At 65.2% G+C, this 18790-nt stretch carries 20 protein-coding genes; 13 read left to right on the forward strand and 7 right to left on the reverse strand.

Features of this window, described 5'->3' with window-relative positions; translation table 11 throughout:
* Positions 1-297: 297 nt before the first annotated feature.
* Complete coding sequence (fliP, locus tag VK804_RS32770; RefSeq protein ID WP_325752448.1) at positions 298-1050, reverse strand: flagellar type III secretion system pore protein FliP; 753 nt, start codon at positions 1048-1050, stop codon at positions 298-300.
* Positions 1047-2024 (reverse strand): flagellar biosynthetic protein FliO, encoded by a 978-nt coding sequence (locus VK804_RS32775; RefSeq protein ID WP_325752449.1) that lies wholly within the window; start codon positions 2022-2024, stop codon positions 1047-1049. The genes fliP and VK804_RS32775 overlap by 4 nt, the downstream gene beginning before the upstream one ends.
* A gap of 360 nt (positions 2025-2384) precedes the next feature.
* Here VK804_RS32775 and flgB point away from each other — a divergent pair, with 360 nt between their 5' ends.
* From flgB to VK804_RS32835, 12 genes are all read left to right on the forward strand, one after another.
* The gene (flgB, locus tag VK804_RS32780; RefSeq protein ID WP_325752450.1) at positions 2385-2789 is read left to right on the forward strand and encodes a flagellar basal body rod protein FlgB; all 405 of its coding nucleotides are present in this window, start codon (positions 2385-2387) and stop codon (positions 2787-2789) included.
* A 16-nt stretch (positions 2790-2805) separates the two neighbouring features.
* Positions 2806-3237, forward strand: a complete 432-nt coding sequence (gene flgC, locus VK804_RS32785) for a flagellar basal body rod protein FlgC (protein WP_325752451.1) — start codon at positions 2806-2808, stop codon at positions 3235-3237.
* A gap of 17 nt (positions 3238-3254) precedes the next feature.
* On the forward strand, positions 3255-3566 hold the full coding sequence (gene fliE / locus VK804_RS32790; protein WP_325752452.1) for a flagellar hook-basal body complex protein FliE: 312 nt from the start codon (positions 3255-3257) through the stop codon (positions 3564-3566).
* A gap of 135 nt (positions 3567-3701) precedes the next feature.
* Positions 3702-3965 (forward strand): flagellar biosynthesis protein FliQ, encoded by a 264-nt coding sequence (gene fliQ, locus VK804_RS32795; RefSeq protein WP_325752453.1) that lies wholly within the window; start codon positions 3702-3704, stop codon positions 3963-3965.
* 17 nt (positions 3966-3982) lie between these two features.
* The gene (fliR, locus tag VK804_RS32800) at positions 3983-4756 is read left to right on the forward strand and encodes a flagellar biosynthetic protein FliR (protein ID WP_325752454.1); all 774 of its coding nucleotides are present in this window, start codon (positions 3983-3985) and stop codon (positions 4754-4756) included.
* 14 nt (positions 4757-4770) lie between these two features.
* The gene (flhB, locus tag VK804_RS32805) at positions 4771-5850 is read left to right on the forward strand and encodes a flagellar biosynthesis protein FlhB (protein WP_325752455.1); all 1080 of its coding nucleotides are present in this window, start codon (positions 4771-4773) and stop codon (positions 5848-5850) included.
* A gap of 160 nt (positions 5851-6010) precedes the next feature.
* Positions 6011-8584, forward strand: a complete 2574-nt coding sequence (gene cckA / locus VK804_RS32810; protein WP_325752456.1) for a cell cycle histidine kinase CckA — start codon at positions 6011-6013, stop codon at positions 8582-8584.
* Positions 8585-8864: 280 nt separating this feature from the next.
* Positions 8865-9812: a TIM44-like domain-containing protein gene (locus VK804_RS32815; protein WP_325752457.1), complete on the forward strand. Its 948-nt coding sequence runs from the start codon at positions 8865-8867 to the stop codon at positions 9810-9812.
* A gap of 182 nt (positions 9813-9994) precedes the next feature.
* Positions 9995-10678, forward strand: coding sequence for a lectin (locus VK804_RS32820; RefSeq protein WP_325752458.1), 684 nt, complete (start codon positions 9995-9997; stop codon positions 10676-10678).
* A gap of 3 nt (positions 10679-10681) precedes the next feature.
* Positions 10682-11521 (forward strand): amidohydrolase family protein, encoded by an 840-nt coding sequence (locus tag VK804_RS32825; protein ID WP_325752459.1) that lies wholly within the window; start codon positions 10682-10684, stop codon positions 11519-11521.
* Between the two features lie 50 nt (positions 11522-11571).
* On the forward strand, positions 11572-12591 hold the full coding sequence (locus VK804_RS32830) for a dienelactone hydrolase family protein (protein ID WP_325752460.1): 1020 nt from the start codon (positions 11572-11574) through the stop codon (positions 12589-12591).
* 75 nt (positions 12592-12666) lie between these two features.
* Positions 12667-13644: a tripartite tricarboxylate transporter substrate binding protein gene (locus tag VK804_RS32835; RefSeq protein ID WP_325752461.1), complete on the forward strand. Its 978-nt coding sequence runs from the start codon at positions 12667-12669 to the stop codon at positions 13642-13644.
* Between the two features lie 5 nt (positions 13645-13649).
* Here the strand turns inward: VK804_RS32835 and VK804_RS32840 are convergent, their stop codons facing one another.
* Complete coding sequence (locus VK804_RS32840; protein ID WP_325752462.1) at positions 13650-15734, reverse strand: putative bifunctional diguanylate cyclase/phosphodiesterase; 2085 nt, start codon at positions 15732-15734, stop codon at positions 13650-13652.
* A 193-nt stretch (positions 15735-15927) separates the two neighbouring features.
* Here VK804_RS32840 and VK804_RS32845 point away from each other — a divergent pair, with 193 nt between their 5' ends.
* Positions 15928-16629, forward strand: a complete 702-nt coding sequence (locus VK804_RS32845; RefSeq protein WP_325752463.1) for a glutathione S-transferase — start codon at positions 15928-15930, stop codon at positions 16627-16629.
* 98 nt (positions 16630-16727) lie between these two features.
* Here the strand turns inward: VK804_RS32845 and VK804_RS32850 are convergent, their stop codons facing one another.
* From VK804_RS32850 to VK804_RS32865, 4 genes are all read right to left on the reverse strand, one after another.
* Positions 16728-17087, reverse strand: a complete 360-nt coding sequence (locus tag VK804_RS32850; protein ID WP_325752464.1) for a GFA family protein — start codon at positions 17085-17087, stop codon at positions 16728-16730.
* A gap of 45 nt (positions 17088-17132) precedes the next feature.
* Positions 17133-17807 (reverse strand): isoprenylcysteine carboxylmethyltransferase family protein, encoded by a 675-nt coding sequence (locus VK804_RS32855; RefSeq protein WP_325752465.1) that lies wholly within the window; start codon positions 17805-17807, stop codon positions 17133-17135.
* Positions 17808-17931: 124 nt separating this feature from the next.
* The gene (locus VK804_RS32860; protein ID WP_325752466.1) at positions 17932-18105 is read right to left on the reverse strand and encodes a hypothetical protein; all 174 of its coding nucleotides are present in this window, start codon (positions 18103-18105) and stop codon (positions 17932-17934) included.
* Between the two features lie 172 nt (positions 18106-18277).
* On the reverse strand, positions 18278-18748 hold the full coding sequence (locus VK804_RS32865) for a hypothetical protein (protein ID WP_325752467.1): 471 nt from the start codon (positions 18746-18748) through the stop codon (positions 18278-18280).
* Positions 18749-18790 lie beyond the last annotated feature (42 nt).

Consider the following 18790-nt stretch of genomic DNA (forward strand, 5'->3'; position numbering starts at 1 on the left):
CATCGGCTGGCGGCTTGAAATCCGGCGCCCACGGATAGGCCCATGCCGGGAATCCGTCGGGCGACGTCGGCGAACTGGTTGCCGGCGCCTGCGCCAGTGCTGCGCTGGAAAGAAGCAGCGCCAACACCGCGGCCGCGCCCACAGTCGATCTCATCGGCCTTGTCACGCGCGGTCCCCCCGAGCCCGGGCACCGCGCGATGCTGCGCCTGGCCCCCCTCTGCCGATTGTATGTCGAGCGACGGTTATTGCGCAATGTCGAGCCGGGTTCCCCGGTTTCGGCTATTTCGCGAACCGGACCTATCCGCCGTAGCTCTGCACCAGGCTGCCCGCCACCAGCGACCAGCCGTCGACCAGCACGAAGAAGATCAGCTTGAACGGCAGCGACACCACGACCGGCGGCAGCATCATCATGCCCATCGACATCAACACCGAGGCGACCACGAGGTCGATGATCAGGAACGGCAGGAACAACAGGAAACCGATCTCGAAGGCGCGCTTCAGTTCCGAGATCATGAAGGCCGGCACCAGGATCCGCAGCGACATGTCCTCGGGCGTCGCCGGCGGCGGCTCGCCCGACAGGTCCATGAACAGTTTCAAATCCTTCTCGCGGACGTTTTTCTGCATGAAGCCGCGCAGGGGCACGGCCGCGCGCTGCAGCGCTTCCTCGACGCTGATCTGGTTGGCGACCAAAGGCTTGATGCCGTCGTCGTAGGATTTCTGCAACACCGGCCCCATCACGAACGCGGTCAGAAACATCGCCAGCGCGATGATCACGGAATTCGGCGGCGCGGTCGCGGTGCCCAATGCGGTGCGCAGCAGCGACAGCACCACCACGATCCGCGTGAACGACGTCATCATGATCAGGATCGAGGGGGCGATCGACAGCACCGTCAGCAGCGCAATCAGCTGGATCGCGCGCTCGGTGACGCCGCCATTGCCGGCGCCGAGATTGATGCTGATGTCCTGCGCCAACGCCGGAGCCGAGAGCGTTCCGGCGGCGATCAGGGTGATAAAAAATAAAACTCTACGCGGGTGAGGCGGGCGCCTCACGAAGGCGTCTTCGGACGGCCCAGCAAGGACGCCATCTCGTCTTCGAGATTCTCAAAGCCGGTCTTCGCAGGCGCGGCAACCGGCGGGGCGGTCGGCGGCTCGCTGCGCGAGGCCCGGCTTGCGGGCGGTTCGGGCGCGACCGGCGGCGCGTCGCCGGCCGGCCGGCGCAGGGCTGCTTCCAGCCGCTGCGCCATCTCGGCCAGATTCTGGTCGGCGGCCGATGTCGCCGAAGGCGGCGGCGGCGCGGCGGGTCGTTCCGCGCGCAGCGGCGGCGGCTTCGGCGGCTCGCTTCGCTGCGGGCGCGGCATGGCCGGCTCGCTGCGCGAAATCACGCCGCGCGACGGCATCGGTTCGCGCGGTTCGGGCCGCGGCTCCGCACGGCCGCCAATGCCAAGCGGACCGCCGAGCGGCTCCGGCGCGAAGCCGGCCAGCGGATCGCTGCGCAACGGCTCGTTGCGCAATGGCTCACTGCGTAACGGCTCACTGCGCCGTTCCGACAGCGCCGGCGCCGGGCGGCGCACTTCGTCGGCGAAAGAAGGCCGCGCCGGGCGCGGCGGCGGCTCGGGCATTTGCGGCTCGACATGATCGAACGCATCGGCCCGCTGTCCGTCGCCATCGGTCCAGCCGGCGTCGGGCAGCGGCGCCACCCGTGGCGGCGGAGGCTCGGCTGCGGCGACGCCGGGCCGTTGCGGCAACTGATCCCGTGCCGGCATCGCGCGCACGATGTTGGTTTCCACGACGATATCGGTCGGGCCGCCGATCATCAGGAGATGTTCGATGTTGTCGCGCCGCACCAGCACCAGCCGCCTGCGGCCGTCGACGGCGGCGGCATCGATCACGGCGAGCCGCGGCATCCGGCCGCGACCGGTGTTGGCGCCGAGGCGATTGCCGGCGAATCGACGAACGAGCCACGCGACGCCGCCGATCAGTGCCAGAACGCCGGCGAATGCGAAGATGAAAAGGCCGTAATTCATGCTTGTCCCCGGCAGATCGCGGTTTTCTTCAGGTCTCTCGTTCGTCGCAGCCGGCACGCGACGCAACCGACGGCGAGTTCTTAACACCCCGCGGCAGAAACTGCCGCGACCTCACTCTTAATAACCTATGAATCGGCTGGGCCAAAACGACTTCTTGGGTTTTCGGCTTCCGAGATTTTCATTGGTTAACGCAGCATTCGTGGCGAAAATGCGCACAATTGATGTTTGGGCGCGCGAATCGGCCGTGGATGTGCCTGCGACTCGCCGGCGCGTCTTAACCCGTTGTTAACCATACACGCGGCAAATTCTGCCTACCCCAAGCGGCGTCTTGCCCGGCGAGGGCAAGCGGAGCGGCTCTCGATGTCCATCAGCGATCTTCCGGTGTTGTCGGTGCTGCGCACCAAGATGCAATGGCATCAGGAGCGTCAGCGCGTGCTCTCCGAGAACGTCGCCAACTCCGACACGCCGAATTTCAGGCCGCGCGATCTGGTCGAACCGAAATTCGACAAGGCCGGCGCCACCACGGGCTCGATGGGAGCGCTGGCGATGCTGCGCACCAGCAGCTCGCATATCGCGCCCGCCGGCGGGGCTGCAGACAGCTTCGACCAGAATCGCAAGGCCGGCTTCGAGACGAGGCCCGCCGGCAATGCCGTCAATCTCGAAGACGAGATGATGAAGTCGAGCGCCAACCAGATGGACTATGCGGCGGTCACCTCGCTCTACAGCAAGAGCTTGCAACTTTTGAAAACCGCGATCGGCAAATAGCTAAGGACGCGAGACCATGACCAACGCCAGCGATGCAAGCGATTTCGCCCGCTCGATGAGCATCGCCACCTCGGGCCTGCGCGCCCAGGCGGGCCGGATGCGGGTGATCTCGGAAAACATCGCCAATGCGGATTCCACCTCGGCGAGCGCCGGCGGCGATCCCTATCGCCGCAAGGTGCCGACCTTTTCCTCCGAACTCGACCGCAGCCTCGATGCCAGGGTCGTGGCGCTCGGCAAGGTGATTCCGGATTCGTCGGCGTTCCGCGTCAAGCACGAACCCTCCAATCCGGCCGCCGACGCCGCCGGCAACGTCAAATATCCGAACGTCAACCCGCTGATCGAAATGACCGACATGCGCGACGCGCAGCGATCCTACGAGGCTAACCTCAACATCATCTCGGCGACGCGCCGGATGATCCAGCGCACACTCGACATCCTCAAGGCCTGAACAGGAAAGTTTTGACCATGGCTTCACCGACAGTCGCCGCCAACGCCTACGCCAACCTCGCCCGCATCCTCGATACCGGCGGCGCCGGCAAGGGCCCCGACGCCGGCGGCGGCCCGTCGTTCGGCGCGCTGCTCAAGGATGCGATCGGCTCTGTCCTCGAGGCCGGCAAGAAGTCCGACGCGCAGACCGTCGCGATGGCGCAGGGCAAGGCCAACGTCATGGACGTGGTGACGGCGGTGGCCGAAACCGACGTCGCGGTCTCGACGCTGGTATCGGTTCGCGACAAGGTGATCCAGTCCTACGAAGATATCATGAAGATGCCGATCTGAAGATGGCGAATTGCGAATAGAAAATGGCGAATAGGGAGGATGGTGACGAACAGTTCTGGAATCCATTCGCTATCCGCCACTCGCCATTCGCGCGCCTCGGAATGACGAAACAAACAAGATGAGTCAGGAGTTGAAATGACCGGTGCTGAAACCCTCGACGTGGCGCGCGATGCGATCTGGACCATCGTGGTGGTGTCGTCGCCGCTGATGGTAGTTGGGCTTGTGGTCGGCGTCGTGGTGTCGCTGTTCCAGGCGTTGACGCAAATCCAGGAACAGACCTTGGTGTTCGTGCCGAAGATCCTTGCGATCTTCATCACGCTGCTGCTCGCCCTGCCGTTCATGGCGGACGCGCTTCACGCCGAGATGATGCGGATATCGTCGCGAATCATAGGCGGCTGATGCACTATGCGTGAGCCATGCGCATCGATATTTCAATGCTGCCCGCGCTCGCCGCCGCCTTCATGCTGGTATTCGCCCGCGTCGGCGCCATGGTGATGCTGCTGCCGGGACTGGGCGAGACCAACATTCCCGTCAACATCAAGCTTGCGATCGCGCTGCTGCTGACCCTGATCATCCTGCCGCTGCACCGCGACGCCTACCATGTCGACATGGGCTCGCTGACGCCGCTGTTGGTGTTGATGCTGCGCGAGATCGTCATCGGCATCGTGCTGGGGGCCACCGCGCGGGTGACGCTTTCGGCGCTGCAGGTCGCGGGCGCGGTGATCGCCCAGCAGATGGGTCTCGGATTTGCCACCTCCGTCGATCCGACCACCCAGGGCCAGCAGGGCGTGCTGATCGGAAATTTTCTCACGCTTCTCGGCGTGACGCTGCTGTTTGCGACCGATAGCCATCATCTGGTGATTGCAGCCCTCAGCGACAGTTATTCGATCTTTTCGCCGGGCGAGACCATGTCGAGCGGCGACATCGCCGCGCTTGCCACCCGCGCCTTCGCCGCCGCCTTCAAGATCGGTCTGGAGCTGTCGGCGCCGTTTCTGGTGTTCGGCCTGGTCTTCAACATCGGGCTTGGCGTACTGGCGCGGCTGATGCCGCAGATGCAGGTCTATTTCGTCGGCGTGCCCTTGGCGATTCTCGCGGGCTTCCTGATCTTCGCCCTCGTCATCTCGGCGCTGATGGGAACCTTCCTCGATTATTTCATAGGCGTCATGCACGAGATGATCCCGCTCAACTGAAGGCTCCCTAAGAGATGGCCGACGAGAACGACTCATCCGACAAAACAGAAGACCCTACGCAAAAACGGCTCGATGAAGCGCACGAGCGCGGCGATGTGGTCAAGAGCCAGGAAATCAACACCTGGTTCATGATATCGGCCGCCACGCTGGTGCTGTCGACCTTTTCCGGATCAGCGGGCGGCGGGATTCTGATGCCGCTGCGCAACCTGATCGCCAATTCCTGGATGATCCGCGCCGACGGGCCGGGCCTGCTGGCGCTGGCGCAATCGCTCGGATATGCAATGCTGGCCGCGCTCGGCGTGCCGCTTTTGATGCTGGTGCTGGCGGCGTTCGCCGGCAACCTGGTGCAGCACCGCCTGGTATGGTCGGGCGAATCGCTGAAGCCGAAGTTCAGCAAGATCTCGCCGGGCGCCGGCGCCAAGCGCGTCTTCGGCAAGCAGGCGGCGGCGAATTTCGGCAAGGGGCTGTTCAAGGTGATCGCGCTGGGCGGCGTGATGACGATGATCCTGTGGCCGGAGCGTCTGCGGCTGGAATCCTTCATGCACTTCAGCCCCGGCATGATTCTGAGCGCCACCACGAGCCTGATCGTGCACCTGCTGGGCGCGGTGGTGGCGATGCTCGCGGTGGTCGCGATCGCGGATTATTTGTTCCAGTACCGCCAATGGTACGAGCGGCAGAAGATGTCGCTGCAGGAAATGAAGGAGGAGTTCAAGCAGTCCGAAGGCGATCCGCACGTCAAGGGCAAGCTCCGGCAACTGCGCCAGGCGCGGATGAAGAAGCGCATGATGGCGGCGGTCCCCAAGGCCTCCGTGATCATCACCAACCCGACCCACTATTCGGTGGCGCTGTCCTACGAACGCGGCATGCAGGCGCCGGTCTGCGTCGCCAAGGGCGTCGACACGCTGGCGCTCAAGATCCGGGAGATCGCCAAACAGCACGACATCCCGATCGTCGAGAACGTGCCGCTGGCACGCGCGCTGTATGCCGCCGTGGAGATCGACGACGAGATCCCGGTGGAACATTATCACGCGGTCGCCGAGATCATCGGCTACGTGATGGGGCTCAAGCGCGGCGTCTTCAACCGGCGGGCGTGAGGATAGAGCGGCTGGCGTGGTGGAACGGGCCGGAAATGCCGGGCTTTGAGCGAAATAGCGGGGTTGCGGACTTGCGCTTGCGGGTGCGATTCAGGCACTCAGGTGTCAAGTGGGCGCCGAATGCGCGCCACGTCCGACCAGACAGGCCGCGCCCGCCGCCATGACCGCCGCACCCGACACCGATCCGTCCCCTGAGCCGATGGCCGCCCCCGAGCCGGCGCGGCGCGGCGGTTCCATCGTGCTGGTGCTGCTGGTGGCCGGCGGCATCGTCGCGGCGGCGGTGGCGCTGATGACCATCGGGCGGGCGCAGGCGCAGCCCTATATCCTCGGCCTGTTGGCGCTGCTCGCCATGGTCGGGCTGTTCAACCTGTTCGCCTTCGCCGCGGGCATCGTCCGCTTCGCCGACCGCGCCACCGACGATCCGGTCAAGGGCCGGATCGCCGATCAGGCCTATGACGGGCTTGCGGTCACCGATTCCAGCGGGCATGTGGTCTATTCCAACGCGGCCTATCTGGTGCTGACGGGGGCCGCGGGCGCGCAGGACGTGCGCCCGGTGGAACGGGTGTTCATCGGCAACCCCGATGTCTCGGAAGCGGTGTTTCGCCTGCTCAAGGCGGCGCGCGAGGGCAAGCGGCAGCAGGAAGAGGTCCGTATCGCCGGCCAGGACGGCGAGCACGGCCGCTGGCTGCGGATGCGGGTCCGCCCGCTCGGCCAGAGCAGGCGCGAGGCCAAATACGCGGTGTGGTCGATCGCCGACATCACCCGCGACCGCGAGCGGCAGGAGGACGTGTTCCAGGAACTGCAGCACGCCATCGAATATCTCGACCACGCGCCGTGCGGCTTCTTCTCGGTCAATCCAGCCGGAGACATCGTCTATGTCAACGCCACGCTGGCGAACTGGCTCGACCATGACCTCGCCGAGATCGGCTCGGGCGGGCTGAAGCTGACCGACATCGTGTCCGGCGACGGTGCGGCGCTATTGACGTCGATCGTCGCGGTGCCGGGCGAAGTCAAGACCGAGGTGTTCGACATCGACCTTCGGATGCGCGGCGGCAAGACCATGCCGGCGCGGCTCTATCACAAGCTCGCTTTCGGCGCCGACGGCGTGCCCGGCGCCTCACGCACGCTCGTGATCAACCGCGCGCGCGACGAGCGCGCCGACCCGCAGCGCGCCGCCGAAGTCCGCTTCATGCGCTTCTTCGACCACACCCCGATGGCGATCGCCACCGTCGACCGCGGCGGCGTCGTGGTCCGCGCCAATGCCCGCTATGCGAAACTGGCGCAGGGGCTGAGCGGCGATGGCGTCGCCGCCAAGTCGATCTTCCGGGCGGTGAGCGGGCGCGACCGCCATCTGCTGATCGCGGCCATCAACCAGGCGGCGGAAGGCCAGGGCGATATTGCTCCCGTCGAGGTGATGCTCGACGGGCCCAAGGAGCGCTGGGGGCAGTTCTTCGTAACCGCAGTCGAGGAGGACGAACGCGAGACCGAGGCCGCCATCGTCTATCTGCTGGAGACCACCGAGCGGCGGGCGCTGGAGAACCAGATCAACCAGTCGCAAAAGATGGACATGGTCGGCCAACTCGCCGGCGGCATTGCCCATGACTTCAACAACGTGCTGTCCGCCATCATGATGGCCAACGACTTCCTTTTGAACGCGCACAAGCCGACCGACCCGTCGTTCCAGGACATCATGCAGATCAAGCAGAACGCAACCCGCGCGGCGACGCTGGTGCGGCAGCTCCTGGCCTTCTCGCGCCGCCAGACCCTGCGGCCGCAGGTGCTCGACCTCGGCGATGCCTTATCCGACCTCACCATGCTGTTGCGCCGGCTGATCGGCGAAAAGGTGAAGCTCGACCTGGTGCACGGCCGCGACCTGTGGCCGGTGAAGGTCGACGTCTCGCAGTTCGAGCAGGTCATCGTCAACCTCGCGGTCAACGCCCGCGACGCGATGGCCGATGGCGGCAAGCTGACGGTCAAGACCGCCAACGTCACCTCGGTAGAGGCGGCGCAACTCGCCTACAAGGGCATGCCGGCGGCGGATTATGTGCGGATTGACATATCCGACACCGGCACCGGAATCCCCGCCGACATCGTCGACAAGATTTTTGAGCCGTTCTTCTCGACCAAGGAGGTCGGCAAGGGCACCGGCCTCGGGCTGTCGACGGTGTACGGCATCGTCAAGCAGACCGGCGGCTTCATCTATGTCGACAGCGAGGCCGGGCAGGGCACCTCGTTCCACATCTTCCTGCCGCGGCATCATCCCGAGCTCGAGACTGCACCCGAGGCCCATGTGGTGAACGGCGTGGCGAACGGTGCAGCCAGGGAAGCGCCGGCGGAAACCAGGCCAAGGACCGATCTCACCGGCCAGGGCACCATCCTGTTGGTCGAGGACGAAGAGGGCCTGCGTTCGCTGAACGCCCGCGGCCTGCGCTCGCGCGGCTACAGCGTGATCGAGGCCTCCAACGGCGTCGAGGCGCTGGAGGCGCTGGAAGAAAAGAACGGCGCCGTCGATCTCGTGGTCTCCGACGTGGTGATGCCGGAAATGGACGGGCCGACGCTCCTCAAAGCGATGCGCGGCCGCAACCCCGACCTCAAGATCATCTTCGTGTCCGGCTATGCCGAGGACGCCTTCGAGAAGAGCCTGCCGGAGAACCAGCAATTCGCGTTCCTGCCAAAGCCGTTCACGCTGAGCCAGCTGGTGGCGGCGGTGAAGGAGACCATGGCGCCGTCTTAGCTTGGTGTCCCGGACGCGGCGCAGCGTTCTTCACGGTGCGCCGCAGAGCCGGGACCTGTTGCGGTCTGGATCCCGGGTCTGCAGCGTACCACATTCGGGCCGCGCGACCCGCGAACCCGAATGTGATGCACTGTGCCCGGGAAACGGCCGCCGAACGACGCAATTGCCGCATCCCCGCGACCGAGGGCCGCAGCCGCTATTCCCTTTAATGGCTTCACTTTTGGGCATGGCTGCCCACCTTAAAGGCGCTTCCCCTGCCGGGGATTTGAGGGAATTAGCCATGAATCTCACGCAACGCGCCCGCGGCATTATCCGGGCGATCGCCGTCACCCTGGCGCTGGCGCTGCCATTGATGTCAGCGATCTCGCCGGCCGACGCCCGGATCGGCGGCGGCTTCAGCTCGGGCTCGCGGGGCGCGCGGACCTTTTCCGCACCGCCCAGCACCTCGACCGCGCCCGGTACCGCGCAACCGTTCAATCGCACCATCACCCAGCCGGGCAGCCCGGGACTGGGCGCGCCGGCTACCGCCGGCGGCGGCTTCTTCAACAGCCCGGGCCGCAGCATGCTCGGCGGCCTCGCCGCGGGCTTCCTCGGCGCGGGCCTGTTCGGCATGCTGTTCGGCGGCGGCATGTTCGGCGGGCTCGGCGGGCTTTCGTCGATCTTCGGCCTGATCCTGCAGATCGGCCTGATCGTGATCGTGGTCCGGATGGCGATGTCCTGGTGGCAGCGCCGTCACGAAACCGCCTTTGCAGGTGCGGCCGCCGGCCCGGGCGCGGCCACGAGCTTCCGCGCCGCCACCGGCTTCGGACTGGGGTCGGGCAGCGCGCCGCTCGAAGTCGTTCCGGCCGACTATGAGGCGTTCGAGCGATTGCTCAGCGATACCCAGGCCGCGTGGTCGAACGAGGATATTGCCAAGCTGCATACGCTGGCGACGCCGGAAATGGTGTCCTACTTCACCGGCGATCTGCAGGCGAACCGGGCCCGCAACGTCGTCAACAAGGTGTCCGGCACGAAACTGTTGCAGGGCGACCTCGCCGAAGCCTGGCGCGAGGGCGATACCGACTATGCCAGCGTGGCGATGCGGTTTTCGATGATCGACAAGACGATCGACCGAACCAGCGGCCGGCTAGTCGAGGGCAGCGAGACGCCCACTGAGGCGACCGAAGTGTGGACCTTCGTGCGGCCACGCGGCGCGAACTGGGAAGTCTCGGCGATCCAGCAGACCTGAAGTTTTGGATCAAGATGAAGAGGAAAAGCGTTGCGGTTGATTTCGCAACGCTTTTTCTTTTGCATGGATGGTCGATGAAGTCGTCATTGTGGACGTGCCAAACTGGAATAAACTGCCCCCCGGACAAGTTGATGTCAGGCAAGCGGACCGTCCGCGTTCAAAAAACAAAATCGGAGGAATCGATGTCCACTTTTACCGCCAGCATCTCTCGCGCGTTTTTCGGCCTGGCAATCCCGTTGGCGTGCCTTGCGGCCCTGCCGGCGCAGGCGCAATCGGCCGACACCAGCTTCTTCGTGAGCTCGATCGGCATCGGCAATGGCGGCGATCTCGGCGGGCTCGCCGGCGCCGACAAGCATTGCGAGAGCCTGGCGCAGGCCGCCGGCGCAGGCGGCAAGACCTGGCGCGCCTATCTTTCGACCCAGGAAGCCGAGGGTCAGCCTGCCGTCAATGCCCGCGACCGCATCGGCAAGGGGCCGTGGCAGAATTCAAAGGGCGTGGTGGTCGCCAAGGATGTCGCCGAATTGCACGGCGCCAACAATCTGACCAAACAGACGGCGCTGACCGAGAAGGGAGACGTCAATAATGGCCGTGGCGATACGCCCAACCGCCACGACATCCTGACGGGATCGCAGCCCGACGGCACGGCTTTCCCTGCGGGCGCCGACCGTACCTGCGGGAACTGGACCAGCAGCGCCAAAGGCGCGGCGATGCTGGGCCATGCCGACCGCATCGGCCTGCGCGATGACGATGCCTCGCGTTCCTGGAACTCCTCGCATCCCTCGCGCGGGCCGGACGGCGGCTGTTCGCAGAACGACCTCAGGAGCACCGGCGGCGACGGCCTGCTTTATTGCTTCGCGGCGAACTGACGCATGAAGATCATCGATGCGCAGGTCCACATCTGGTCGAAGGTGGTCACGCCACCTTCCGGCCTGCATCGCAAGGTCTCGAGCTTCACGGCCGAGGAATTGCTGAAGGAGATGGACGAGGCCGGCGTGGACGCCGCGCTGATCCACCCGCCGCGCAGCTGGGACCCCGATTCCAATGCGCTGGCGGTCGAGGCGGCACGGAAATACCCGGATCGTTTCGCCGTCATGGGTCAGTTTGCGCTCGACGATCCCGAGCAGCGCGGACGCATTCAGGGCTGGCGCAACCAGCCGGGCATGGTAGGCCTGCGCTGGCCCTTGCTGTCGGAGGAGCACCAGAAGTGGCTGCACGCCGGCACGCTTGAATGGCTGTGGCCGGCCGCCGAGAAGGAGGGCCTGCCGATCGCGATGATGGGCGGGTTGTTCCTGCCGAAATTTCGCGAGATCGCCGAACGCCATCCTCATCTGCGGATGATCGTCGATCATTGCGGGCTCAACCGGCACGGCCAGGATGCCGAGGCCTTCATCCGTCTCGATGAACTGGTGGCGCTCGCCAAATTGCCCAACGTCGCGGTCAAGGCGACCGGCGCGCCGCATTATTCCACAGAGCCTTATCCGTTTCGCAACATCCAGGACGGATTGCACCGCATCTTCGATGCGTTCGGCCCGAAGCGGTTCTTCTGGGGCACCGACATCACCCGCATGCCCTGCAGCTACCGGCAATGCGTGACATTCTTCACCGAAGAACTGCCGTGGCTGAAGGGCGAAGATCTTTCCGATGTGATGGGCCGCGGCCTCTGCGCATGGATCGGCTGGAACTACAAATTTCAGGACGTGAACCCATAATTCGATCGGCCGGCGGGTGCCCCGATCGTGGCAAAGCGAAGGGGGTTTGCATGTACCAGATGTTATGCGTCCTGGTGGCGACGATCGCCTATGGAACAGCGACTGGGCACTGCCAAAAATCTCAAGCCGGCATGACCACGGTCACGTTTCAATCTTCCACCTACAGCGACATGCGCCGGCTTCTGGCGCGAGAGGCTGAGGCCGGAGCCGTGACGGTTACGGCCTCGCTCGGCTTTCCCGAACAGACGAGGGATCGTTATCCCGCCGTGATCGTCGTTCACGCCATCGGCGGCTATCGTGACACCAACGAAGGCTATGTCGCGGCCGAATTGCGCAAGGCAGGCTTCGCCACATTGACCTATGACAGTTTTGCCGCGCGCGGGACCACGGGCGCTGCCCTGCAGGGATCACCAGGCTATCTGACGGTTGGCGTCGCAGATGCATACGCCGCGCTGCAGCTTCTTTCGGGCGAGAAGCGGATCGACGCCGACCGCATTGCTATCATCGGCTTCTCGTACGGCGCTGAAGTGGCGCATCTCGCGGCATTCGAGACGCTGCGATCGGCGCTCAATCCCGGACCGGGCCGGTTTGTCGCGCACGTCGCGTTCTATCCCGGCGGGACTTTTGGCGCGATCGCCGAACCCGGCGCGTATACCAGTGCGCCGGTACTGATGCTGCTCGGCGGGAAAGACGACAATCTGCCGGTGACAAAGATCGAGAGTTATCTGGCCTACGCGCGCGCCGCGGGGGCTCCGGCCCCGATCGAAACGATGATCTATCCGGGCGCGTACCATGCATGGACGGTTCCCGACGCCGGCCCCGCGCGCTTCTACCCGAACTTCGTCAGTACGAAAGAGTGTCCGCTCATCCTGCTCGGGCCGAAGCGCGTGGCTTTGCTGATCGACGGCGAGGCGAAGCCCTTCGACCCGGCCGCCTTCGGCGCGTGCGTCGCTGCAGCACCCGGCTATTCGATGGGATTTGATGCGGCGGTTCGGGCCCAATCGATCACTGAGGCGGTGCGGTTTCTTCAACGAAGCCTGCGACCGCAGGATGCGTCACAGGCCAGATAGAGATCGACGCCAGACCAGGCTCTACTTCGCTCTCGCGAAACGGGATAGAACGGCTGCCACCAAAAAGGGGGCAATATGGATCTTCTCCGTCGAACATTCCTCAAACTCGCAGGCGGCGTTGTCGCGGCTCCAGCGCTGACACAGCCGGCATCGGCGGACACTTATCCGGCGCGGCCGGTGCACATCGTCGCCGGTTTTGCCGCCGGCGGCGGGGTCGACATCACCGCGCGCCTGATCGGCCAGTGGCTTTCCGAGCGGCTTGGGCAGTCCTTCATCGTCGAGAACCGGCCGGGGGCCGGCGGCAATATCGGCACCGAGGCCGTCGTGCATGCGGCACCCGACGGCTACACGCTGCTGCTCTCTACCGTCCCCAATGCGGTCAACGCGACGCTCTACGACAATCTCAATTTCGATTTCATCCGCGACATCGCACCCGTCGGCGGCATCATCCGCGTGCCGATGGTCATCCTGCTGCATCCGTCCGTGCCGGCCAAAACGGTTCCCGAACTGATCGCCTATGCCAAAGCCAGTCCGGGCAAGGTCAACATGGCTTCGGCCGGCTTCGGCAGCGCGCCGCATATGGCGGGCGAACTGTTCAACGTGATGGCCGGCGTCAAGATGGTGCACGTGCCGTATCGCGGCCAGGGGCCGGCGCTCACCGACCTGCTCGGCGGGCAGGTGCAGGTGCTGTTCGCGACCACGCCGGGGACGTCGGACTATATCGCCACCGGCAAGCTGCGCGCGCTGGCGGTGACCACGGCGTCGCGGATCGCGATGTTGCCGGACCTGCCGCCGGTCGGAGATTTCGTGCCGGGCTACGAGTCGAGCCAGTGGTATGGGCTCGGCGCGCCCGCGAAAACATCAGCCGATATCGTCGCGACGCTCAACCGGGAGATCAACGCCGCGTTTGCCGATGCGAAAATGAAGTCGCGGTTTGCCGATATCGGCGGCGAGCCGCTCACGGGCACCCCCGACGAGTTCGGCAAATTCATCGCCGGGGAAACCGAGAAGTGGGGCAAGGTGGTGAAGTCGACGGGCATGAAGCCAGAGTGATCCGGCTAAGCCGCCGCCGTCGCGCGGGCGGTTTCCGTGACCGATGGCGCAGCGTCATCGCGGACGAAGCGGGCGGCCGCCTCGATCGCCGCCGGCAATTGGGCGAGGGCTGCGGGTTTTGCGAATAGATAGCCCTGGCCCTTGGCGCAGCCTTCGCGGGCGAGAAATTGCCATTGCGCTTCGGTCTCGATGCCTTCGGCCAATACTGGCATGCGCAGGCTGTCGCCGAGCGCCAGCACGGTGCGCACGATCGCGGCTGCTGCGGCGTCGTTCGGCAGCCGCTTCACGAACGACTGGTCGAGCTTGATCTTGTCGAAGGGGAAGGCGTGCAGCGTCGACAGCGACGAATAGCCAGTGCCGAAATCGTCCATCGCCACCGATATCCCCATCGCCTTCAGCTTGCGCAGGATGTGCAGCCCACGGCTCTGGTCGGACATCACGGTCGATTCGGTGACCTCGACCTCGAGCCGCCGCGGCGGCAGGCCGGCTTCCAGCAGGATCGCGTGGATCATTTCCGCCAGATCGTCGCGGGAAAACTGCACCGGCGACAGGTTGACCGCGACAGTGCCGGGAATTTTGCCCTGGGCGGCATCGCGGCAGGCGGTGCGCAGCGCCCACTCGCCCATCGCGACGATCGCCTCGGTTTCCTCGGCGAGCGGGATGAATTCCGCCGGCGAGATCATGCCGCGCTTCGGATGGCGCCAGCGCATCAGCGCCTCGGCGCCGCAGATGCGGCCGTCGCCGAGCGAGGTCTGCAGCTGATAATGCAGTTCCAGCTCACTGCGTTCGACGGCGGTCTGCAGGTCGCGCGCCAGCGCGCGGCGGGCGCGAGCGGTATCGTCCATGGCGCGCTCGTACATGCAGATCGAGCCGCGCTGTCTGCTCTTGCCCCGGTGCATCGCGAGCTTGGCGTTGCTCAGGATCTGGTCGCGCTCCGGGGTGTCGATCGGAAAGATCGAATATCCGATCGAGGCGGTGAGGGTGACCGGCTGGCCCTGGATCTGGAAAGGTTGCGCCAATACGCCGGCGATGCGTTCGGCGAAGGCCTGCGCGTCCTGCGGATGGTTGCCGGACATCTGCAGTCCCAGAAATTCATCGCCGCTCTGGCGGGCGAGGAATTCGCCTGCGGCGAGCACGCGGCGCATCCGATCCGCCACCTCGATCAGCAGCAGGTCGCCGGCGCCGTGGCCGAACACGTCGTTGACGTCCTTGAAACCGTCGAGGTCGATCGAGAACGCGGCGAGCTTGTGCGCCTTCTCGTGCGCCTCCGAGGCATCGAAAGCCAGCCGCTCGTTGAAGGCGATGCGGTTGGGCAGCCCGGTCATGGTATCGTTGAACGACAGCTGATGAATGCGATCGGCCGATTCCGTGCGCACGTGCAGGTCGATCACATAGGTCGAAAACCCGCTGCCCATCACCAGAAGAACGGCGCCGAGCAGGGCGGCCGCCAGCATATCCGCTGGGATCAAATAGGGCGGCAGTGCGACCGATGCGTCAGGGACGGCGGTCGCGGATGCCGTCAGCGCGTAATGCATGGCGCAGATCATGAACGCCAGCACGATCGCCGCGCCATGGCGGCACCAGCGCGTCACCGGCCGGTTGGCGCGGTTGACCGCGAGCGCGCTCAAGCCCAGGCCGAGCACGAATGTCATGACGACGCCATAGGCGTCCCACTGCGTGGTGCCGGCGACGTGCCAGGCCTTCAGCCCGATGAAGTGCATCACCAGGATGCCCGTTCCCATCACCAGCCCGCCGAGCTCGGGGGCCAGCGTAAAATGCCGGCTGCCGATGTCGAAGCCGACGCGGCAGGATAGGATGGCGATTATCAGCACGGCGGCGGTCTTAACCGGCTCGAATCCGCTGACGAGCTGCGGGTCGAGCGCGAGGATGGAGATGAAGGTCGAAGCCCACAAGGCCGCGCCGGTGCCGACCGAGGCCATGAACAGCCAGCCGTAGCGGGTCGCCCCTTCGGTCGCGCGGGCGCGCGCGAAATGCCGCATGCCGATCCAGGTGCCGAACAGGCACACCAGGCCTGCGACGACGACGAGCAGCTGGTGATAGGCGAAGGCGAATGCAGTCGCTGGCGGCATGCCTGTTTCTCCGGTGCCGAAAGCTACGCACCGGAGCGTTAAAGGGTTGCCCTAGGGGCTTGAAGGAACGCGCAGTTCGGCAAACAGCGTTGAAACTTTGTAAGCGGCAGGCGATGGAACGCCCCTTTATGCGGGCCCCGAACCAATGCACTAATCCTTCGTTAACGCTGTGCAACGAACCTGGGGGCGCGATATGCGCTACGAACTCTATTACTGGCCCTCCATCCAGGGCCGCGGCGAATTCGTCCGCCTCGCGCTGGAGGAGGCCGGCGCCGCCTATGCCGATGTCGCGCGAGAGCGCGGCACGCCTGCGATGATGCGGATGATGGAGAGTGGCGACAAGCCGCCGTTCGCGCCTCCCTTTCTCAAGGCCGGCAAGCTCGTGATCGGGCAGACCGCCAACATCCTGCTCTGGCTCGGCCCGCGCCACGGGTTGTCGCCGAAGGCCGAAGCGGGACGATTGTGGCTGCACCAGCTGCAGCTCACGGTGACCGATTTCGTGGTGGAAGTGCACGACACCCATCATCCGCTCGGACCGTCGCTGTATTACGAGGACCAGCGCGGACCGGCGAGGAAACGCACCGAGGAATTCCTCGGCCAACGCGTGCCGAAATATCTGGGCTACTTCGAAGACCTGCTCAAGGGCAGCGGCGGCGCCTGGCTCACCGGCCGCCGGCTGACCTATGTCGATCTCTCGCTGTTCCAGATCGTCGACGGGCTGCGCTACGCGTTTCCACGGCGCATGAAGGCGTTCGAGCGCAGGATTCCCGGCCTGGTCGGTCTGCACGACCGCGTCGCGGCAAGACCCCGCATCAAGGCCTATCTCGCCAGCGAGCGGCGCATCGCCTTCAACGAGGACGGCATTTTCCGGCATTACAAGGAGCTGGATACTTAACCTTCGTCATTCCGGGGCGATGCGCAGCATCGAACCCGGAATCTCGAGATTCCGGGTTCGCGCTATCGCGCGCCCCGGAATGACGGCAAGTTGTGAAGCTACCTGTGCCGTCCATCGATCGGCGTCATCGCCAGTTTCGCCAGTTCGATGCCGTCGATGCAGCTGACGTTGAGCGCCACCACCGCGGTGCCGTCGGGCTTGGTGCCGCGGGCGAACACCTCGACGCCGCAGTCGATGCAGGACTGGTGCCGGATCGCGTGCTTGTTGAACAGATATTCCCGCAAATTGTCCTCGCCGGCGCGCAGCTGGAAACTCGCCGGCGACAGGAACGCGAAGTGCAGGCCCTTCTTGGTGCAGATCGAGCAGTTGCACGCGGTCACCATGGCAAGATCGGTGGTGCATTCGAAGCGCACCAGGCCGCAATGGCAACCGCCGGTGAAGGTTCTGCTGTCGGGCATCGGTCAAGCATCCGTTTCGTCGATAGCCTGGCCGCAGTATAACCCTCACCAAAGTCCGGGCACCAGACGGTAGCGCACCCGCCCGGTGTAATCGGCGTAGCCCGGCAAGCCGCCGATCAGCGCGCGTTCCTCGATTGCGATGCGGATGGCGAACAGCACGGCGAACAGCGGCGCCATCGCCACGCCCCACCACGAACCCAGAAGCAGCGGCGCGCCGATGAAGAACAGCACGCTGCCGCTGTACATGGGGTGCCGGACCCAGGCGTAGGGACCGGTGGAGACGACGCGATGGCCGCGTTCGGTCTGCAGTTTGATCACGGGCGCGGCGAAGGAGTTTTCCCGCATCACCCACATGATGAAGCCGGAGGTGAGCAGCAGCATCAAAAGCCCGAGCGCCTGCAGTGCGATGGGGACCCTGGGACCGTGGAAGCGCACATCGAGCCCGATCGCGAGGAACCAGATCAGCACCACAAGGCCGAACGCCAGCATGAATATCTTGTCGGCAGCGGGCTGGCCGGCCTGCATCGTCGGGCGCATGCGTTCGGCGAGCAGCGCCGGGTCGGTCTTCGCCAGCCACAGGCCGCCTGCGATGCCGACGATTGCGATGGTGCTCAGGAACACCCATGCCGCCGCCCAGTGCAGCGTGCCCGCGGGCACGAACAGCATCGCGCCCATCGCGACGATCCAGATCAGGTTTTGCAGTAACAATTTTGCGATCATGGGCAGCGCCGGTTCCCTTAGGGCGCGCGATGATGGCGGCATTTTCCGGCGAACTTGCGGCGCTCGATGCACCAACGTCAGTGACGGGCGGCAATCCAATGACGGGTTGCGGTTGTCTTTGCGCTCAGGCGATCTGGTCGATCCGCATGCCCTGACCCGGGGGCAGGGCGGCGAGAACCGGCGGCTGGGAGGCGGCCGCGCGCGCCTCGTCGTTGGCGCCCGCATCCGGCGTTTTGGACTGGCTTGAGTCAGCCGTTTGCACCGGGGCGGACGCCGGAATGCTCGAAATGCTGCTCATGGGAGAAGCCCTCAAAACCTCGTTGCGCCGACTGTGCGGAGACGGAGACGAAGGCTTTATGAATCCGGACCGTGGATATGGCGTCCCGAGGGGGCTGATCCCGCCGGATGGTGAACGGGAAGCTCCATCTCCGTTAAAAAGGTAACGACCGGCGGCGCAGGCTAATGGGAGTTCACTCGTCGGTGCCGCGCGAGATCGTGATCGAGGCGTCGGTCTTGGTCCTGACGCAGCGCATGTCGAGGCGGCGGTAGCGCGTCGAGACGTCGTCGCCGTGGATCAGGCCCATCCGCTTGATGCAGCGGCTGGCGCCGTTGCGCAGGTCGTCCTTCGGCAAGGTGAAGATGATGGCGGCGGCGCTGGCGACCAGATCGACGAAGGCGGGCGTCGGCTTGCGGCCGTCGGACTTGACGAACAGCTGGTTGGTGACGTTGCGGCTGGCGCAGCCGAGCGTGATTTGCTTGGCCTGGGGATGCGACAGATAGATCAGATTGGCCGCGGTCTTGCCGACGGCAAGGCCGTCGATCTGGCTCTTGAGCTGGCCCGCGAGATCGTCGCAGCGGTCGGCAAGGGCGGGCGAGGCGCCGAGCGCGGTCAAGAGTGCGAGCGCGGCGAAAATTAAACTGGCGAGCAGGTTTCTGGTCATAAAAATTTCCCCACGCCATTGAAGCCCGCGCGGGAGTTTCAT

It is taken from the genome of Bradyrhizobium sp. (assembly GCF_035484855.1).
Lineage (GTDB): Bacteria > Pseudomonadota > Alphaproteobacteria > Rhizobiales > Xanthobacteraceae > Bradyrhizobium.